Origin of the sequence: Nitrosomonas eutropha (assembly GCF_900116685.1) — a bacterium.
Taxonomy (GTDB): Bacteria; Pseudomonadota; Gammaproteobacteria; order Burkholderiales; family Nitrosomonadaceae; genus Nitrosomonas; species Nitrosomonas eutropha_A.
The window spans coordinates 114,384-131,297 of the sequence record NZ_FPBL01000004.1; the positions used below are offsets into that span (position 1 = coordinate 114,384).

16 protein-coding genes are annotated in these 16,914 nt (G+C 48.8%); 4 read left to right on the top strand and 12 right to left on the bottom strand.

Annotated elements, in window-relative coordinates; all coding sequences use genetic code 11:
• From guaB to ilvD, 11 genes are all read right to left on the bottom strand, one after another.
• Entirely contained in the window at positions 1-1,464 is a 1,464-nt protein-coding gene (gene guaB / locus BM331_RS06185) for an IMP dehydrogenase (protein ID WP_074928010.1), read from the bottom strand.
• Positions 1,465-1,588: 124 nt separating this feature from the next.
• A complete protein-coding gene (locus tag BM331_RS06190) occupies positions 1,589-1,954 on the bottom strand; it encodes an exosortase system-associated protein, TIGR04073 family (protein WP_074928012.1) in 366 nt (121 codons plus the stop codon).
• A gap of 45 nt (positions 1,955-1,999) precedes the next feature.
• Positions 2,000-2,665 (bottom strand): histidinol-phosphatase, encoded by a 666-nt coding sequence (locus BM331_RS06195; protein WP_074928014.1) that lies wholly within the window; start codon positions 2,663-2,665, stop codon positions 2,000-2,002.
• A 136-nt stretch (positions 2,666-2,801) separates the two neighbouring features.
• The gene (gene hda, locus BM331_RS06200) at positions 2,802-3,467 is read right to left on the bottom strand and encodes a DnaA regulatory inactivator Hda (protein WP_074928015.1); all 666 of its coding nucleotides are present in this window, start codon (positions 3,465-3,467) and stop codon (positions 2,802-2,804) included.
• 159 nt (positions 3,468-3,626) lie between these two features.
• Positions 3,627-4,688, bottom strand: a complete 1,062-nt coding sequence (locus BM331_RS06205; protein WP_074928017.1) for a GNAT family N-acetyltransferase — start codon at positions 4,686-4,688, stop codon at positions 3,627-3,629.
• Between the two features lie 121 nt (positions 4,689-4,809).
• Positions 4,810-6,084, bottom strand: a complete 1,275-nt coding sequence (locus BM331_RS06210; protein ID WP_074928019.1) for an MFS transporter — start codon at positions 6,082-6,084, stop codon at positions 4,810-4,812.
• Between the two features lie 82 nt (positions 6,085-6,166).
• Complete coding sequence (rfbC, locus tag BM331_RS06215) at positions 6,167-6,712, bottom strand: dTDP-4-dehydrorhamnose 3,5-epimerase (protein ID WP_074928021.1); 546 nt, start codon at positions 6,710-6,712, stop codon at positions 6,167-6,169.
• A gap of 80 nt (positions 6,713-6,792) precedes the next feature.
• Positions 6,793-7,761, bottom strand: a complete 969-nt coding sequence (locus BM331_RS06220; protein ID WP_074928023.1) for a 2-hydroxyacid dehydrogenase — start codon at positions 7,759-7,761, stop codon at positions 6,793-6,795.
• 268 nt (positions 7,762-8,029) lie between these two features.
• On the bottom strand, positions 8,030-8,341 hold the full coding sequence (locus BM331_RS06225; protein WP_074928025.1) for a c-type cytochrome: 312 nt from the start codon (positions 8,339-8,341) through the stop codon (positions 8,030-8,032).
• A 23-nt stretch (positions 8,342-8,364) separates the two neighbouring features.
• Positions 8,365-10,434 carry a thioredoxin domain-containing protein gene (locus tag BM331_RS06230; RefSeq protein ID WP_074928027.1) on the bottom strand — a complete coding sequence of 690 codons (2,070 nt, stop codon included), beginning with the start codon at positions 10,432-10,434 and terminating at the stop codon, positions 8,365-8,367.
• Between the two features lie 15 nt (positions 10,435-10,449).
• The gene (ilvD, locus tag BM331_RS06235) at positions 10,450-12,123 is read right to left on the bottom strand and encodes a dihydroxy-acid dehydratase (RefSeq protein WP_074928029.1); all 1,674 of its coding nucleotides are present in this window, start codon (positions 12,121-12,123) and stop codon (positions 10,450-10,452) included.
• Positions 12,124-12,255: 132 nt separating this feature from the next.
• On the opposite strand from ilvD, the gene lgt reads away from it, so the two are divergent.
• From lgt to dapE, 4 genes are read left to right on the top strand one after another with little or no spacing between them, the layout of a single operon-like run.
• Positions 12,256-13,092: a prolipoprotein diacylglyceryl transferase gene (gene lgt, locus BM331_RS06240; RefSeq protein WP_041353581.1), complete on the top strand. Its 837-nt coding sequence runs from the start codon at positions 12,256-12,258 to the stop codon at positions 13,090-13,092.
• Between the two features lie 24 nt (positions 13,093-13,116).
• The gene (locus tag BM331_RS06245) at positions 13,117-14,262 is read left to right on the top strand and encodes an MlaE family ABC transporter permease (protein ID WP_011635245.1); all 1,146 of its coding nucleotides are present in this window, start codon (positions 13,117-13,119) and stop codon (positions 14,260-14,262) included.
• A complete protein-coding gene (locus BM331_RS06250; protein ID WP_074928031.1) occupies positions 14,262-15,044 on the top strand; it encodes an ABC transporter ATP-binding protein in 783 nt (260 codons plus the stop codon). Before BM331_RS06245 ends, BM331_RS06250 begins: the two co-directional genes overlap by 1 nt.
• A 48-nt stretch (positions 15,045-15,092) precedes the next feature.
• Positions 15,093-16,229, top strand: a complete 1,137-nt coding sequence (dapE, locus tag BM331_RS06255) for a succinyl-diaminopimelate desuccinylase (RefSeq protein ID WP_074928033.1) — start codon at positions 15,093-15,095, stop codon at positions 16,227-16,229.
• A gap of 139 nt (positions 16,230-16,368) precedes the next feature.
• Here dapE and BM331_RS06260 read toward each other — a convergent pair whose 3' ends face one another.
• The gene (locus BM331_RS06260; protein ID WP_074928035.1) at positions 16,369-16,839 is read right to left on the bottom strand and encodes a signal peptidase II; all 471 of its coding nucleotides are present in this window, start codon (positions 16,837-16,839) and stop codon (positions 16,369-16,371) included.
• Positions 16,840-16,914 lie beyond the last annotated feature (75 nt).

Consider the following 16,914-nt stretch of genomic DNA (forward strand, 5'->3'; position numbering starts at 1 on the left):
TTATTCAACGTGATAATTGGGGGCTTCTTTGGTGATCTGAACGTCATGCACATGAGATTCCCGGATTCCGGCAGACGTGATTTCGATAAACTCAGCTTTTTCATGCATTTCACTGATGGTATGGCATCCCAGATAACCCATGCTGGAACGGACACCTCCTGTCAGTTGATGGATGACATTGGCGAGAGAGCCTTTGTAAGGAACGCGACCTTCCACGCCCTCGGGTACCAGTTTGTCTGCTTCATGGCGCTCGGTTTCCTGAAAATAGCGATCGCTTGATCCTTGTTGCATGGCAGATAATGAGCCCATGCCGCGATAACTTTTATAGGCTCTACCCTTGAGTAGCTCGACTTCACCTGGGGATTCCTCTGTTCCAGCCAGCAGACCTCCCAGCATGACTGAACTTGCTCCTGCAGCAATGGCCTTGGCAATATCACCGGAATAACGAATACCTCCATCTGCGATAACTGGTACACCTGTACCCTGCAGCGCAGTAGCAACATTATCAATTGCTGAAATTTGCGGGACACCAACACCGGCGACAACCCGGGTGGTACAGATTGAGCCTGGACCGATTCCAACCTTTACGGCATCAACGCCATGATCTACCAGTGCTTTGGCTCCTGCAGCTGTGGCAACATTACCGGCGATTACCTGAATTTCAGGAAAATTTCTCCTGACCCAGTACACGCGTTCCAGCACGCCCTGTGAATGTCCATGTGCTGTGTCCACGACAATTACATCTGCACCAGCTTCCACCAAAGCAGCGGCACGTTCGTCACTGCCTTCTCCCACTCCGATTGCAGCACCCACGTATAAACGTTCCCGTTCATCCTTGCTGGCATAGGGGTGTTCAGTTGTTCTGGTGATGTCCTTGACGGTAATCATCCCACGCAATTCGAAGTTTTCATCGACGATCAGTGCTTTCTCAAGCCTGTGTTTATGCAGCAAGGCCAGTGCCTCTTCCTGTGAGATGCCTTCCCGGACAGTAACCAGACGCTTCTTCGGGGTCATGATATTTTTGACCGGCTGATCAAGGTTGGTTTCAAACCGCAGATCACGGTTGGTAACAATGCCTACAACCTTTTTACCCTTTACTACGGGCAAGCCGGATATGTTGTGTTGCCGGATCAGTTCCAGAACGCTGCTGACGGTCATGTCTGGAGAGACGACAATCGGATCAGTGACAATGCCGCTTTCGAAGCGTTTTACCTGTGCCACCTGCGCAGCTTGGGCGCTGATCGGCATATTTTTGTGGATAATGCCGATCCCGCCCTCTTGGGCGATAGCAATAGCAAGTCGTGCTTCGGTAACTGTATCCATCGCGGCTGAAACAATCGGAATCCTGATCCGAAGAGAACGGGTTAGCTGCGTGGTGAGGTCAACGTCCCTGGGCAAGACTTCGGAATGAGCGGGAAGCAGTAATATATCGTCGAAGGTGAGTGCTTTTTGTATGAGTCGCATGCTGCCGATCCTTCACAAAACCGATATTATATCGGAACCAGTTGTATTGTCTGTCTTGACTTCATGTGTTTCTTCCAGCCGGAGCGAATCCTGGCAAGGGTGATTGCTATCAAACTCAATATTATTAACGCATACGCCAGGCTGAATAGGTTGTTTCCCGATTGAAATCATTCCAGATATAAGTCGGTTGAACGAGGGAAGTGGTGGGTATTACGAAGGTGGCGATATCAAGCGCACCACTTAATGTCCGCCCTACTGTTTGAACGATACCCACAAAAAATCCTGCTGTTACACCGTAAATAGTTCCTTTTTTCTGGCTGGAAATCATCATGTTTTTAGGAATTTCACCAATGCCAGTAACGATATTGGCAACACCTGTCGCCAGTTTCTCTCCTGTTTTTTCAGGATAGCTGTCAGCAGCCTGTGCGCTAAATGAAAGTAAAAAGCTCAAAATTGCGGGTAACAGGAGTGCCATGGAAGCATGTTTCATTTTGTTTTTTCCTTGTTAAAAAATGTAAATTATCTGATTGAGGTGCTATTGGCGCAGGCTAATAATACGCCACCCGCATTTTTTTGCATGTTCATGGAGTGTGGCATCCGGGTCCACCGCAACAGGATGTGTCACCTTTTTGAGGAGTGGCAGATCATTGAGTGAGTCACTATAAAACCAGCTTTGCAGGAAAGAAAGCCAGGTGAGGTTATGCATATCCAGCCATTGTTCCAGCCGGGTTATTTTACCTTCCCGGAAAGAGGGAGTGCCGGTTACACGGCCAGTAAATTCACCATTTGCCAATTCCGGTTCGGTGGCAATTAGATGATCAACACCCAGTATGCGGGCAATGGGGGCTGTTACGAAGCTATTGGTGGCAGTAATGATAATGCACAAATCCTTTTCAGCCTGGTGCCCGGCAATTAATTCACAAGCGCCAGGGGCGATCAATGGTGCAATTTTTTGTTTGACAAAACGACTGCGCCATTCATTTAATTGTTCGCGTGGGTAGCGGGAAAGAGGCTTTAACTGAAAATTCAGAAACTCATGAATATCCAGTGTGCCCGCTTTGTATTGCTCGTAAAATTCAATGTTGCGAGCTTCGTAGACCTCTCGATCCAGAACATTTTGTTCAATCAGGAACTGTGCCCATTGAAAATCGCTGTCACCAGCCAGGAGCGTGTTATCCAGGTCAAATAATGCCAGTCTCATGATGTTGATCGGTATAAGAAAGAATGGATGTGATAAAACTGTGTAAGGAAAAACAGCGGATTTGTTTCAAAGTTGAACGGAGTAACTGCAATCATCTGACATTCCAAGATTGATGAGTGCTCGAAACCGGTGCTGATTATAACAGTTCACGCAACAAGGGAAGGGTAACGGGGCGCTGCCTGGCCAGTGAAAGCTGGTCCAACGCGCTGACCTGCCTGATCAGGGAGGATAAGTCCCGTTGTTCATGCTTCAGTAAATAGTTGCAGACATCCAGAGGCAGTTCAAATCCACAGCGGATAGCATAGTCTTGCATAACTTCTATTTTTTTTTCATCCGTCAATTCGTGTACCTGATATACCAATCCCCAGCCCAGGCGAGTGGCCAGATCCTGGCGCAAGTCCAATTGCGCAGGCGGCTGGGTGCCACTTGCCAAAAATATTCCATACTCACTTTCACGGATCTGGTTATAAAGATTAAACAGTCTGATCTGTTCAGCATCATCCAGTTGTTCAATGTTATCAACTGCTATGCAATCTGCGTTTAGACTGAAATCAATTTCATCAGCCTGGTTGCAATCAATGTAATGTGTATTGCGCTGCTGTTCCAGAAAAATATTGGTTACCGCCTGCAGCAGATGACTTTTACCGCTTCCTGTTTTTCCCCACAGATAATAAAAACGATCCTGCCGATTGTTGGCAACCAGATTCTTCAATGTGTACAGCAACTCTTCGTTCCCTTCAGGAATAAAGTTGTTCAGTGACGGCGGGCCGATTTCAGTAATATCAAGGAGAAGTTGTCTCATTGGCAGTTTTCAGAATCTATTTCTGCATAAAGGATAAAAGAGACAATATACTGATAGATTAAAGATATCCGAGTATCAAAGCAGTGTTATTGCGCAGTAGTAGTTTTTAAATAGATAGATACGGTTGAAGCAAGCCTCACAACCGAAGTATCTGCAAAGTTATTTCATGAGTTTTCTGATTTTCCCCGCAATATGTTTAGACATACAAGCCAGTCCCCAGAAAGATACGGGATTATAGGCAACTAATCCCAAGCGTTCGCGTCGGTGGCTCATCCAATCTTTCTTGTAAGCATCGTCCCCGGTAAGGTAGTCAACTTCATGTACCTTGTCCACGTCAATTGCGTGTTGCATCAGGTGTGCGGTCAGAATAGTGCCGGGAGACAGGTTGGCATATTTTTCGTTGTACGCTAATTTGTAGATCGCTGCTCGACCATGACTTATTATCCAGAGCTGTGCTGCAATTGGTTCTTCATCATAGTATGCAATTCCCAACCTTAGCCAGCCTCTGGCTGCACAAAGATTGATTAAAGAGGGCATAAATTCCGGGTAGGGCTCTGGTATTTTCCAGCTTGCACTATAAATTTTTTTCCAGGCATCAATTGCGATGGGGAGCTTGTCGTGAGTTGTAATGATTTCCAATTTTCCTCGCCCCCCCGCTAGAAATTTTTTCTTTCGTCGTTCCAGTGTGTTCCTCACCCGAGAGGAAAGTTTTTGCAAATAATCGGAGAATGACTGGTTGTTTACAGGTAGGTACCAATTTCCCCAACAGAAAAACCGATCAGTTTTAAAACCGATTTTTTTTAAAGCTTGTTCATGAAGATCAAAACCTGACCAGGATGGATCCATAATATCAAAGCGAAGTACATCAGCGCGTGTGTCTGACACAATCTTTCTTAAGCAATCAGCCAAGTTATCAAATGTCAGATTGGGAAGAATCAAAGGTTGATACAGTGAGGAATAAAAGCAAGTAAAACTGTTAATCTGTCGAGCGCCTAGCCTTCTTTTTTTTTGTAATAATGTCGGCCAGATGCCTTGTATAACATTCCCTTCTTCTGAAGTGTAAATACAGATTTCTTTTGTTTGCTGGATAACACTGGCTTCTAGCAGAAGAAACCAGTCTTTAGATAGATCAAAGCTTATTTTTTCACCTAATTCGAATAATTTCTGGCAGTTTGCAGGTAAATCATTAGGGCTTTTGTATTTATTAATTAGTTGTTTCATGGGTGATATTTGCGCTCGAATGTCCGATTATATGATCATGTGTGGTTCATAATGAACGGAAGCAAAGAAGATGGCTGTAGTTAAATTTGTATATGGACGTGTCATTCGGGTTGTAAATCTTTTATTGTGTTTTGTTTGGTACCAGTCCTCTGGCCATTTTTAATCCTACCAGGCTGAATATGCCTGCCATTGTCAGATAAAGGCCAACAAAGGATGTGCCCCCTGCATCATTAAGTGCTTGTGCGGCAATCGGGGCGAGTGCGCCGCCCAGAATACCTCCTAAATTGAAGGCGACAGATACACCTGTATAGCGTATTCGTGGAGGAAAAAGCGATGGCAGCCATACGCCAAGCGGGCCGTAAACAAACCCCATTATAAACAGGGCAAGCGAAAGCACCATCCAGACCAGCCATAGCGATCCCGCTCCCAAGGCTGGTCCAAATATTAATCCCAGGATAATTGTTGCTGCACATCCCCATAACAGTACCTGGTTTGCATGATGCTGATCGGCACGTATTCCCGAGAGAACGATACCGATAGCCAGAAATGGTATTGCTGCAAGCTGGGTGAGCAGAAACAGCTCACGATCGTATCCAAGTGTCGTAGTGCCATGCGCTAGTGCAAAAGCGGTTGAAAGATAAAAGATGGCAAAACAGGCAACCACTGTAAACGTTCCGGCAAAGGTGATAGCGGCATGCTTGCGTATCAACTCACCGATGGGAACCGGTATGGGGGGATCTTTTGCCAGTGCCCGGGTAAATTCAGGTGTTTCATTAATTTTCAGTCGCACCCATAAACCGAGACCAACCAAAATTGCGCTGGCAAGGAACGGGATTCGCCACCCCCATGCTGCAAAGTCCGCTTCACTCAACACCGTACCGAGTAGCAAAAATAATCCGTTTGCAGCAATGAATCCGATTGGGGCGCCTAACTGAGGAACCATGCCAAATCGGGCTCGCCATCCCCGGGGAGCGTATTCAACAGCCAATAAAGCCGCACCGCCCCATTCGCCGCCAAGTCCCAGCCCCTGACCAAAACGCAGGGTGCATAATAATAACGGAGCTATCCAGCCTGCCGTCGCGTAAGTGGGCAAGAATGCAATCAGCAGAGTTGATATACCCATCAGTAACAATGAGGCAACCAGTGTCGATTTTCTCCCGATCCGATCACCAAAATGGCCGAATAATATCGCACCAACCGGCCGCGCGAGGAAGGCGAGTCCAAAGCTCAGGAATGACAACATTAATTGCGCAGATGGAGATTCTGCGGGAAAAAATAAAGGTCCAAATATCAGTGCTGCTGCTGTGGCATAAATATAGAAATCATAAAATTCGATAGTTGTTCCAACCAAGCTTGCAATCAGTATGCGGCGATGCTGATAAAAAGGGTGAGGCATAGTCAACAGTTCTTTTCCAATATTTACGGGTTATCAAGTTACTTTAAGCGCCTCAGTGCCGCATATTTGGTAGAGGTATGGATCAGTCAAATACCTCAGCCTGATCAAATGGTGTTCCCAGGGCATCCTTGGCAGACAGGGCAGGCAAAATACCTGCTGGCCAGGCAATATCGAGTGTCGAGTCATTCCAGAGAATGCAGCGCTCATGGGCAGGTGCATAGTAATCCGTGGTCTTGTAGAGAAATTCGGTGGTTTCGCTCAGTACGACAAAACCGTGGGCAAATCCTTCGGGTATCCAGAGTTGGCATTTGTTTTCTGCAGAAAGAATTTTCCCTGTCCATTGGCCAAAGGTTTTTGAGCTTTTGCGCAGATCAATCGCTACGTCAAACACTTCACCTTGCACCACGCGCACCAGCTTGCCCTGTGGTTGCCGAATCTGATAATGCAGTCCGCGCAGGACATTCTTCATACTGCGGCTGTGATTATCCTGCATGAACTGAACCGGCCTGCCGATGATTTCTTCAAAACCGGCCTGATTGAAGCTTTCAAAAAAGAAGCCGCGTTCATCGCCGTATACTTTTGGTTCGATCAGATAGACATCAGGAATCGCAAGAGGTGTGGCTTTCATTCAGGTTTTTCCTTGGAGAGTTTTCATAAAGCAGCATAGTACGGTAGTGGACATTACCCGGTTTAGATGTGTATCCAGGATTACTGCAACACTGTATTAATCTGGTTAAAAGGCTTGTTTTGCAGGAAATTACCTATGTTATCTGCCAGCAGGTTGATCATGCGTTGTCTGGATTCCACACTGGCCCAGGCGGAATGCGGTGTAATGAGCAGATTAGGATGAGGGTAATCCAGTAGGGGGTTACCATTAACGGGTGGTTCTTCTTGCAGGACGTCGATAGCCGCACCGGCAATACGACCGGAATAAAGGGCCTGCAGCAGATCGTCTTCATTGATCAAGCCGCTTCTGGCTGTATTAATAAGGTATACCGAGGGTTTCATCAGACTTAATTCCCGCTTGCCAATCAAATGCCGGGTATCTGTCGATAATGGACAGTGCAGCGTAATGAAATCCGCCTGTTGGATAACATCATTGAATGCCGTGCGCCCGGGCCGGATGGATGAGGCAGATTTGTGTTCAGCAATCAACAGTTGCATACCGAATGCTTGGGCTATGTTTGCCACAGCGCTGCCGAGCTCGCCATGCCCGATGATACCAAGCGTCTTTCCCGCCAGTTCCATAACGCCGAAATCAAGCGGGCAGAAGTAGGTGCTGGTCTGCCAACCCCCTTTTTTTATCAGCTGCCGATATTCCACAAAACGGCAGGCAAAGTTCAGCATGAACATAAGCGTGTGTTGCGCAACGGAGCCAGTGGCATAGTTGCGTACATTACAGACCGGAATATTGCGTTCAGCGGCTGCAGCAAGATCGACGTTGTTATAACCGGTGGCTGCAACACAAATCAGTTTTAGCCGATCTGCTGCAAATATGGTCGTCCGGTCCAGCTGCACTTTATTGCTGACGATGATTTCAGCTTCTTTGATCCGCTCTGTAACCTGCTCCCGGGAGGTGTTGTCATGGTAAATCCAGGGGGATACGGCCTGCTCCAGCGCTGCCCGATCAATATCACCGCGCGTGACAGAGCCGAAATCAAGGAAAACCGTAAGCATAATCGTTATATAGCTGGATATTTAAAAAGAATGTTTCAAAGAAATGTATTGAAAGCCAGGTATGTTGTCAAATCAAGTAGTCTTGATAGCTTATTCCATTCCCAAATCAAAAATAACACGCAGGCGAGCCGCAGACAGTATAAATAATACGGCCAGGCGAAGCCGACAAAGTTAGTTCTGATTTAGAAATAGAATTAGATTGGCAGCCGGCAACAAAAAAGCCGATACAGTTCCCGGTATCGGCTTGAATTTATAGCTGACGATCAGATCATTTGAGTGTCTTGATCCATTCTGCTAGTGCTTTGGCATCATCATCACTGACATTGACGTTTGGTGGCATTGGAATCTGACCCCATACACCAGTGCTGCCCCCTTTGATTTTTCCTGCCAGATACCCGGCTTCATCAGCCTGATCAGCATATTTTGCTGCAATTTCTTTAAATGAAGGGCCAACAAGTTTTGCATCTACCTGATGACAAGCGACACAATTGTTTTTTGCTGCCAATTCAGGGCTGGCTTGAACATAACCGGCCACTAGCAATGCTGAAGCAGCAAATACACCTAACCAAGCTGTTTTCATCAATTTCTTCCTTTTATGAATGATTAAGGGAGTGCCATTCTACCGTGAACCCTGCAGACTTGCAGCAGTTCATTCAATGAATGAATCTCCGGGAGACAATGCCTGCCCTCACATACCCGGGCACTGACTTTTCCATCCGGGGCAGAGCGTTTCTTAAGACCATCAGATAGCCCGGAAAGTTCATGAGGCAGTGCGATTGATATTATATTTAATGAACAGGGAACCAGTGCCTTAAGCCATACTTGTAATTCTGTTTCATTTCCAGACAGGAGCACCGTCCGGGTTGGTTCCAGAAATTCCTCCAGTGCGACCAACATGCTGCAATGTGAGCTGGCCTGGTGTGACAACACATCAGAGAAAATATCTAGTGTACGTTTGGCGGATTCGAGGTAGCGTGGCTCACCTACCAGATAGCCCAGGCGTTGCAAAACTACGGTGGTAATACCGTTCCCGGCAGGAATTGCGCCATCGTGGCCAGTTTTAGGTCGGTGAATAAGCGTTTCATGGTCATGACTGGTGAAGAAGAATCCACCGGATGTTTTATCTTCAAACCGGGTGAGCAGTGCATCAGCGAGGGTGATGGCAAAATCAAGATCCGCCTGTCGAAAGCTGGCTTGCAGCAGCGTCAGCAGGCTATCCAGCAGGAAGGCATGATCATCCAGGTAGGCATTCAGATGTGCCTTGCCATCCTTGAACGTTGCCAGCAGGCAGCTATCCTGCCATAGCCTGTCATGAATGAAATCCATTGCCCGCATGGCTGAATCAATCCATTCCTCACGTTCAAAAATCTGTCCGGCGCGCGCCATGCCCTTGATCATCAGCGCATTCCAGCTGGTCAGTATTTTTTCATCACGCCCTGGCCGGATACGCTGCTCACGTTCGTTCAGTAACTTCTTGCGTGCGCTGTCAATGAGCTGTTGCGCAGCTTCCGAATTGATTTGATTATTTGCTGCAACTGCTTCGATTGATTGCACAACTTCAAGATGCCAGCGCTGATCTTCGAAGTTGGGGGGGCGATCAAAGCCAAAGTAAGGGGCTGCCACCGCATATTCTTCCCTGGTGAGAATCGCGGCAATCGCCTGCCGATCCCAGACGTAGAATTTGCCTTCTTCATGTTCAGAATCAGCATCCAGTGAGGAAAAATAGCCTCCACCCGCTGCTGTACTGGCTTGCATTTCCCGTATGACCCAAGCTGCTGTTTCTTCAACAACCTGTTTGAAAAGTGGGTTGCCGGTCACCAACCAGGTTTCTGCATAGAGGGGCAGCAACAGCGCGTTGTCATACAGCATTTTTTCAAAATGCGGAATCCGCCAATAACGATCAGTGCTGTAGCGGCAAAACCCGCCGCCCAGTTGGTCATATAAACCACCCTGCGCCATCTTTTCCAGAGTGTGGGTCACAACATGCAGCGCCTGAGTATTGTTATCAGCGACATAACGCCGCAGGCAGAACTGCAATTCAGCCGGATGAAGGAACTTGGGTGCATCGCCAAATCCACCATACGTTTCATCAAACTGGCGATTCAACTGTTGCCATGCCTGGTCAATTGGTTGCCGGGAAAGTACGGAAGCATCAGTTTCAGATGTAGGTAGTGATTGAACAAGCAATTTCAGTAATACTGCATTCTGCTGTTCGATATCCTCCGTACGAGTGTGATAAGCCTCTGCCACTTTTGGCAGCAGTTGCAGGAATCCTGGCATACCGTGGCGTGCTTCCTTTGGAAAGTAAGTGCCGCCGAAAAAAGGCTTTTGTTCGGGTGTCAGGAACATGGTTAGTGGCCAGCCGCCGGAACGATGATTCAGCGCATAGTGTGCACTCTGGTAAATTTGGTCAATGTCAGGGCGTTCTTCACGATCAACCTTGATATTGACGAAATGCGTGTTCATGGCAGCAGCCACTTCAGCATCTTCAAATGATTCATGCGCCATTACATGACACCAGTGGCAGGCGGAATAGCCGATAGAGAGCAATATCGGCTTATTCTGTGTTTGTGCAATTTCCAATGCCTCTTTCCCCCATGGATACCAGTCCACAGGGTTATCCGCGTGCTGCAGCAAGTAAGGACTGGTTTCTCCGGCAAGGTGGTTAGGCATTATTTTTTAGGGAGATTAATCAGTAACCGCGCCACGACTGGCGGTTGATACCAGTTTGGCGTATTTCGCCAGCACACCACGTGTGTAGCGTGGTGCAGGTGGTTGCCAGGCTACCCGGCGGCGCTCTAGTTCTGTTTCTGAAATATTCAGTTGTAACAGGCGGCGATGTGCGTCGATTGTGATTGAATCTCCTTCTTCCACCAGAGCAATTACTCCCCCGGCGTATGCTTCCGGTGCAACATGGCCTACGACCATGCCATAGGTGCCACCGGAAAAACGGCCATCGGTAATCAATCCGACCGAATCACCCAATCCTTCACCAATCAGTGCCGAAGTGGGGGAAAGCATTTCACGCATACCAGGGCCACCACGTGGACCCTCGTAGCGAATAACGACGACATCACCCGGCTTGATCTTACGCTCAAGAATGGCAGTCATGCAGGTTTCTTCGGATTCAAATACTCTGGCAGGCCCGGTAATACTGGGGTTTTTTACACCGGAAATCTTGGCCACCGCACCTTCCGGTGAAAGATTACCCTTCAGGATCGCCAGATGACCTTGTTCATACACCGGGTTATCCCAGGTGCGGATGACGTTTTGATCCGCACGCGGTTGTTCAGGAATATCTTTCAGTACTTCAGCGATAGTTTGCCCACTGATGGTCAGGCAGTCACCATGCAACAGACCGTGCACGAGCAGCATTTTCATCACTTGTGGAATGCCGCCTGCTCTGTGCAGATCAGTGGCGACGTAGCGCCCGGAAGGTTTCAGGTCACACAACACCGGCACACGGGCACGAATCGCTTCGAAATCGTCAATATGAAAATCTACTTCTGCTGCGTGGGCGATGGCCAGCAGATGCAGCACAGCATTGGTCGAGCCGCCTACGGCCATGACTACCGTTACTGCATTTTCGAGTGACTTGCGGGTAATCAGGCTGCGCGGCAGAATCTGTTTTTTGATTGCTTCCACCAGCACCTCGGCAGAGCGGGTGGCGCTGATCCGCTTTTCCTCATCTTCCGCAGCCATAGTGGAGGAATGGGGCAGACTCATGCCCATCGCCTCAATCGCAGAGGACATGGTGTTGGCGGTGTACATGCCGCCGCACGAACCTGCGCCGGGACAGGCATGGCGTTCAACTTCCAGCAGTTCCTGATCATCAATCTTGTGTGCGCTATGTTGCCCAACCGCTTCAAACGCACTGACGATTGTCAGATCGCGACCCTGGTAGTGACCGGGCTTGATGGTGCCGCCATAGACAAAAATGGATGGCACGTTCAGTCTAGCCAGCGCGATTAGGGCACCAGGCATGTTTTTGTCACACCCGCCAATGGCAATGACGCCATCCATGCTTTCCGCCTGCACGCAGGTTTCAATGGAATCAGCGATTACCTCGCGTGATACCAGTGAGTATTTCATGCCTTCGGTGCCCATGGAGATACCATCCGATACCGTAATCGTGCCGAACATTTGCGGCATGGCACCGGCATTTTTCAATGCATGTTCCGCACATTTGGCAAGCGTATCCAGCCCCATGTTGCAAGGCGTGATGGTGGAAAAGCCGTTGGCAATGCCGACAATGGGCTTATCGAAATCTCCGTCACCGAATCCAACTGCACGTAACATGGCGCGATTGGGAGCACGTTTCGCACCTTTAGTGATGGCCTGGCTGCGTCGATTGTCTGGCATATTATTCCCTCATAGATAGATAGATAGATGTGATGAATATAGTTAGGCAAGGTAACGATTGCTGGGGGTGATTGCTGTGGTCAGCAGATGTTGCCGTATAATGCGTATTTTACCGTAAGTCAGGCTGCTGCCATGTTCGTTCATCCACAATTTGATCCGATTGCGATTTCCATAGGTCCGCTTGCTGTTCGCTGGTACGGGTTGATGTACCTGCTCGGGTTTTTCTTGTTCATTGTGCTCGGGCGCTATCGTATCCGGCATCAGCCCGGTTGTATCTTTACCCGGGAAATGCTGGATGATGCACTGTTTTTCGGCGTGCTGGGTGTCGTGCTAGGTGGTAGGCTGGGGCAGGTTTTATTTTATGAGCCAGGTTATTTTTTGCAGCATCCACTGGAGATTCTGGCGATCTGGCATGGTGGAATGTCTTTCCACGGCGGATTTCTCGGCGTTATTGTGGCTATGATATGGCTGGCACGCAAATACAGGCTGTCATGGTTATCAGTCACTGATTTTATCGCACCACTGGTTCCGCTTGGCCTGGGTGCAGGACGTATTGGTAATTTCATCAACGGGGAATTATGGGGACGACCTACGGATGTGCCCTGGGGGATGATTTTTCCGTATGTAGACAATCTGCCACGGCATCCGTCCCAACTATATGAATTTGCATTGGAGGGGTTGGCATTTTTCATTCTGATGTGGCTTTATTCAGCCAAACCAAGACCACTGGGTGCTATCTCCGGAATGTTTATGATTGGTTATGGCGTTTTTCGCTCATTCTGCGAATTCTTTCGCGAACCGGATGACGGTTTTCTCGGCGTCATGACCCTGGGGATTAGTATGGGTCAGTGGTTATCACTGCCGATGATTGCAGCCGGTGTCGCACTGGTGTTCTGGGCATACCGGCATGACCAAAAGCCGGAAAAGATTGCCCAGGATTCGCGGAACAAACGCAAAAACCGGAGCTAACAGTCAAAATGGATTGGGATAGTCATGCCCTCTGATTTGCCGGTTGACCACAATCCCCGGCATCAACTTATTACCACAGAAGCAGGTAATTCCTGTCTGCAGCTTACCGGTAGCTATACCCTCGTTTCGCTTAACCCATCATTACCCGCAGTTGCAAGGGAGCTGGCGCAGCTGGCCAGTCAACCTGGCCTGTACTGGGATCTGACGAATATCCACCAGCTTGATTACGCGGGCGCCGTGATGTTGTGGCAGATTTGGGGCGAGCAGCGTCCTGATCATCTGCTGCTGCGCCCCGAGCAAGAACAAATGTTTCAGCGCTTGGAAAAAGTGGTATCGCTGCCTGAACCGACACAGCGCAAATGGTTTTTGCCTGTCTCCCTGCTCGGGCAACAGCTCCTCCGTTTTTTTGATCACCTCGCTGGCATGATTAGCCTTTCTGGCCAGATTGTGCTGGATATCGTTTACCTGATGACCCATCCAAGCAGGATTCCTGTGCGGGAAATTTCTGCGAATTTGTATCGTACTGGCGCACAGGCACTTGGCATTACTGCCATCGTCGGATTTTTGATCGGTATTGTGCTGAGCTATCTTTCCTCTGAACAGCTACATATGCTTGGAGCGGATATCTACATTGTCAATATTCTCGGGATGAGTATCATCCGGGAGCTGGGTCCAATGCTGGCTGCCATATTGGTTGCTGGGCGCTCCGGTTCCGCCATGACTGCCCAGCTGGGGGTCATGCGTGTGACCGAAGAACTGGATGCACTGACGGTAATGGGTATTCCTCATAGCCTGCGACTAGTATTGTCCAAAATTATCGGTCTGAGTCTTGCTTTACCGCTGATCGTGCTCTGGACTAGCTCAGTTGCGCTGCTGGGCGGGCTTTTAGCGGCGGATCTGCAAGTGGGATTAAGTATTCGTTACGCGGTGACTACCTTGCCCGATGCGGTACCAATCGCTAATTTATGGTTAGGACTGGGCAAGGGAGTGGTCTGCGGCATGGCAATTGCCCTGATTGCCTGTCATTTCGGGCTGCGCATCAAACCGAATACCGAAAGCCTGGGAGAAGGCACTACCAATTCAGTGGTGACTTCGATTACTGCCGTGATCATCATTGATGCCATTTTTGCAGTGGCTTTTTCCAGTATCGGCATCAGGGTTGCAGGCTGATGACAACTGCTGAACCAGTTATCGAAATTGCCGGATTGACTACTCGCTTCGGCCAGAATGTCATTCATGAAAATATCGATCTGACTGTGTTTAAGGGAGAGGTGCTGGCGCTGGTCGGTGGTTCCGGCAGTGGCAAAACTACCTTGTTGCGCCAAATGCTTGGATTGATCACCCCTGCACAAGGCAGCGTCAAGGTGCTAGGGGCTGCACGCTATGATTGCGGCCATGAAGAAGAAAGAAAGTTACGCACCCGCTCGGGCGTTTTGTTCCAGCAGGGCGCGCTGTTCAGTGCACTGACCGTTTTCAACAATATTGCTTTACCCATGCGGGAGTTGCGTACATTACGCGAAACCATGATTCGCGACCTGGTCATGCTAAAACTTGGCATGGTCGGGGTGGAAGCACAACACGCTCACAAGATGCCGTCAGAATTATCAGGTGGAATGATCAAACGGGTTGCTCTGGCGCGCGCACTGGCGCTGGATCCGGAGCTGTTGTTTCTGGATGAGCCAACTGCCGGTCTTGATCCCGCACTGAGTGAAAGTTTTGTTGAGCTGATACGTTCTTTGCGCGAGGAGCTGGCGCTGACGATTGTCATGGTTACGCATGATCTGGATACACTGGTTGCGATTTCCGATCGAGTGGCTGTGCTGGCTGACCGGAGTATTGTCGCGCTGGGGCCGATACCGGATATTATTGCCAACGGGCGGCATCCATTTATTAAAGATTTTTTTGGGGGCGCGCGCGGGCGTAATGCATTACGCATTTTTCAGCAACTCTGATTTTGCTGCCGGATTATTTCACTTAAATCTCAAACCAAGGAAACTCCCATGCCCAATAGTACCCTGACGCTTGCCCAAATGCTGATTGCGCGTCGTTCCCTGACGCCGGATGATGATGGTTGCCAGAAAATTCTTGTTCACCGACTGGCAGGGCTTGGATTCAAAAGTGAATCCATGAACTTTGGTGAGGTGGAAAATCTATGGACGAGAAAAGGCGTTGACGGGCCGCTGGTATGTTTTGTCGGGCATACGGATGTCGTACCAACCGGGCCGGTTGCCCAGTGGAACAGTGATCCTTTTACACCCACAGTTCGCGATGGTTTCCTCTACGGGCGCGGTGCAGCAGATATGAAGTCTTCTATCGCTGCTTTTGTTACTGCGATTGAGGAATTTGTTGAGCTTCATCCGGATCACAAGGGTTCGATTGCGTTACTGATTACTTCGGATGAAGAAGGGCCGGCGGTGGAGGGTACGGTTAAAGTGGTGGAAATCCTTCAGGCACGCAGTGAGGCGATTGATTATTGCATCGTGGGCGAACCCACCTGTACAGACCGGCTAGGGGATACTATCAAAAACGGGCGGCGCGGCAGTCTGTCAGGCAATTTGACAGTTAAAGGCATCCAGGGACACATTGCCTATCCTCATCTGGCCAAAAATCCGATTCACATTGCTGCACCTGCTATTGCTGAGCTTGCCCAAACCGTGTGGGATGATGGCAATGAATATTTCCCTGCCACTACCTGGCATATTTCCAATATCCGTGGCGGCACCGGCGCAACCAACGTTATTCCGGGAGAAGTCAACCTGCTGTTCAATTTCCGTTTTTCTACCGCCAGTACGGTTGAGTCACTCAAGACGCGCGTGCACGAAATCCTGGATCGGCACGAACTGGAGTATGAACTGGTCTGGGAGCTTTCCGGCAAGCCTTACCTTACTCCCAGGGGAATACTGGCCGATGCACTCAGCGCAGCCATTCGCGAGGTAACAGGCGTTGAGCCGGAACTTTCCACCTCGGGTGGCACTTCCGATGGTCGTTTTATCGCTGATATCTGTTCGCAGGTGGTCGAATTCGGGCCACGCAACGCAACTATTCACAAGATCAATGAGTCCGTGGAAGTTGCGGATATTGAGCGACTATCTCGTATATATCGCCTGACGTTGGAGAAATTGTTACTACGGGATTAATGGTATCGCGTTCATTGCGAGGGAATCGTCCATTCATTGCTTTCCCCATCTTGCATGCCGTCTGTTTAGGAATCTCTGCACAAATCCCGCATAGTCGTGCAGAGATTCCTAAACATAATGTATAACTATGCGGGATCAATCAGGCTGTATTCTTGGTTGGATTTTTTCCGTGTAGCAGCTCAATCAGTTTCTCGCTCAACTGAAATTTGGCTGACTTCTTGTCAGCTTCCCCTATCTGGCTAATCAATCCATGCGAGGTCAGCGCGTCGAGCAGTGGCAGTAAATCGTTGTGGTCGTCGGTGAAGTAAGCCAGGCAGGGTCCTTCACGATGGAATCCCCAGCGGTTCCAGTCCCACCAGTTTTTCTTTAACACATAAAATTCCCGATGAAACTTGAAATCCGGATTGTCCAAATCCTGTTTCATCTCGTTCAACAAGTGCTCATGTGCTTGCCATAATTGATCAAACAGATTCTTGGTGTCGCCTGTGATAATCACCCCTGTCGCTGTATCAGATGCCTTTTGCAGACCAGGTTTTAACAGAAAAGCGCTTACTAGATAAGTTGCGACAACACCCAGCAAAAATCCTGCTACCAGACTCAAAACATCCATCTATCCCTCCATTGATATAGTTTGATCGCTAATTTTTAGATCAGGCAGTATAACAAGTAACGCAAAAACTCAGGG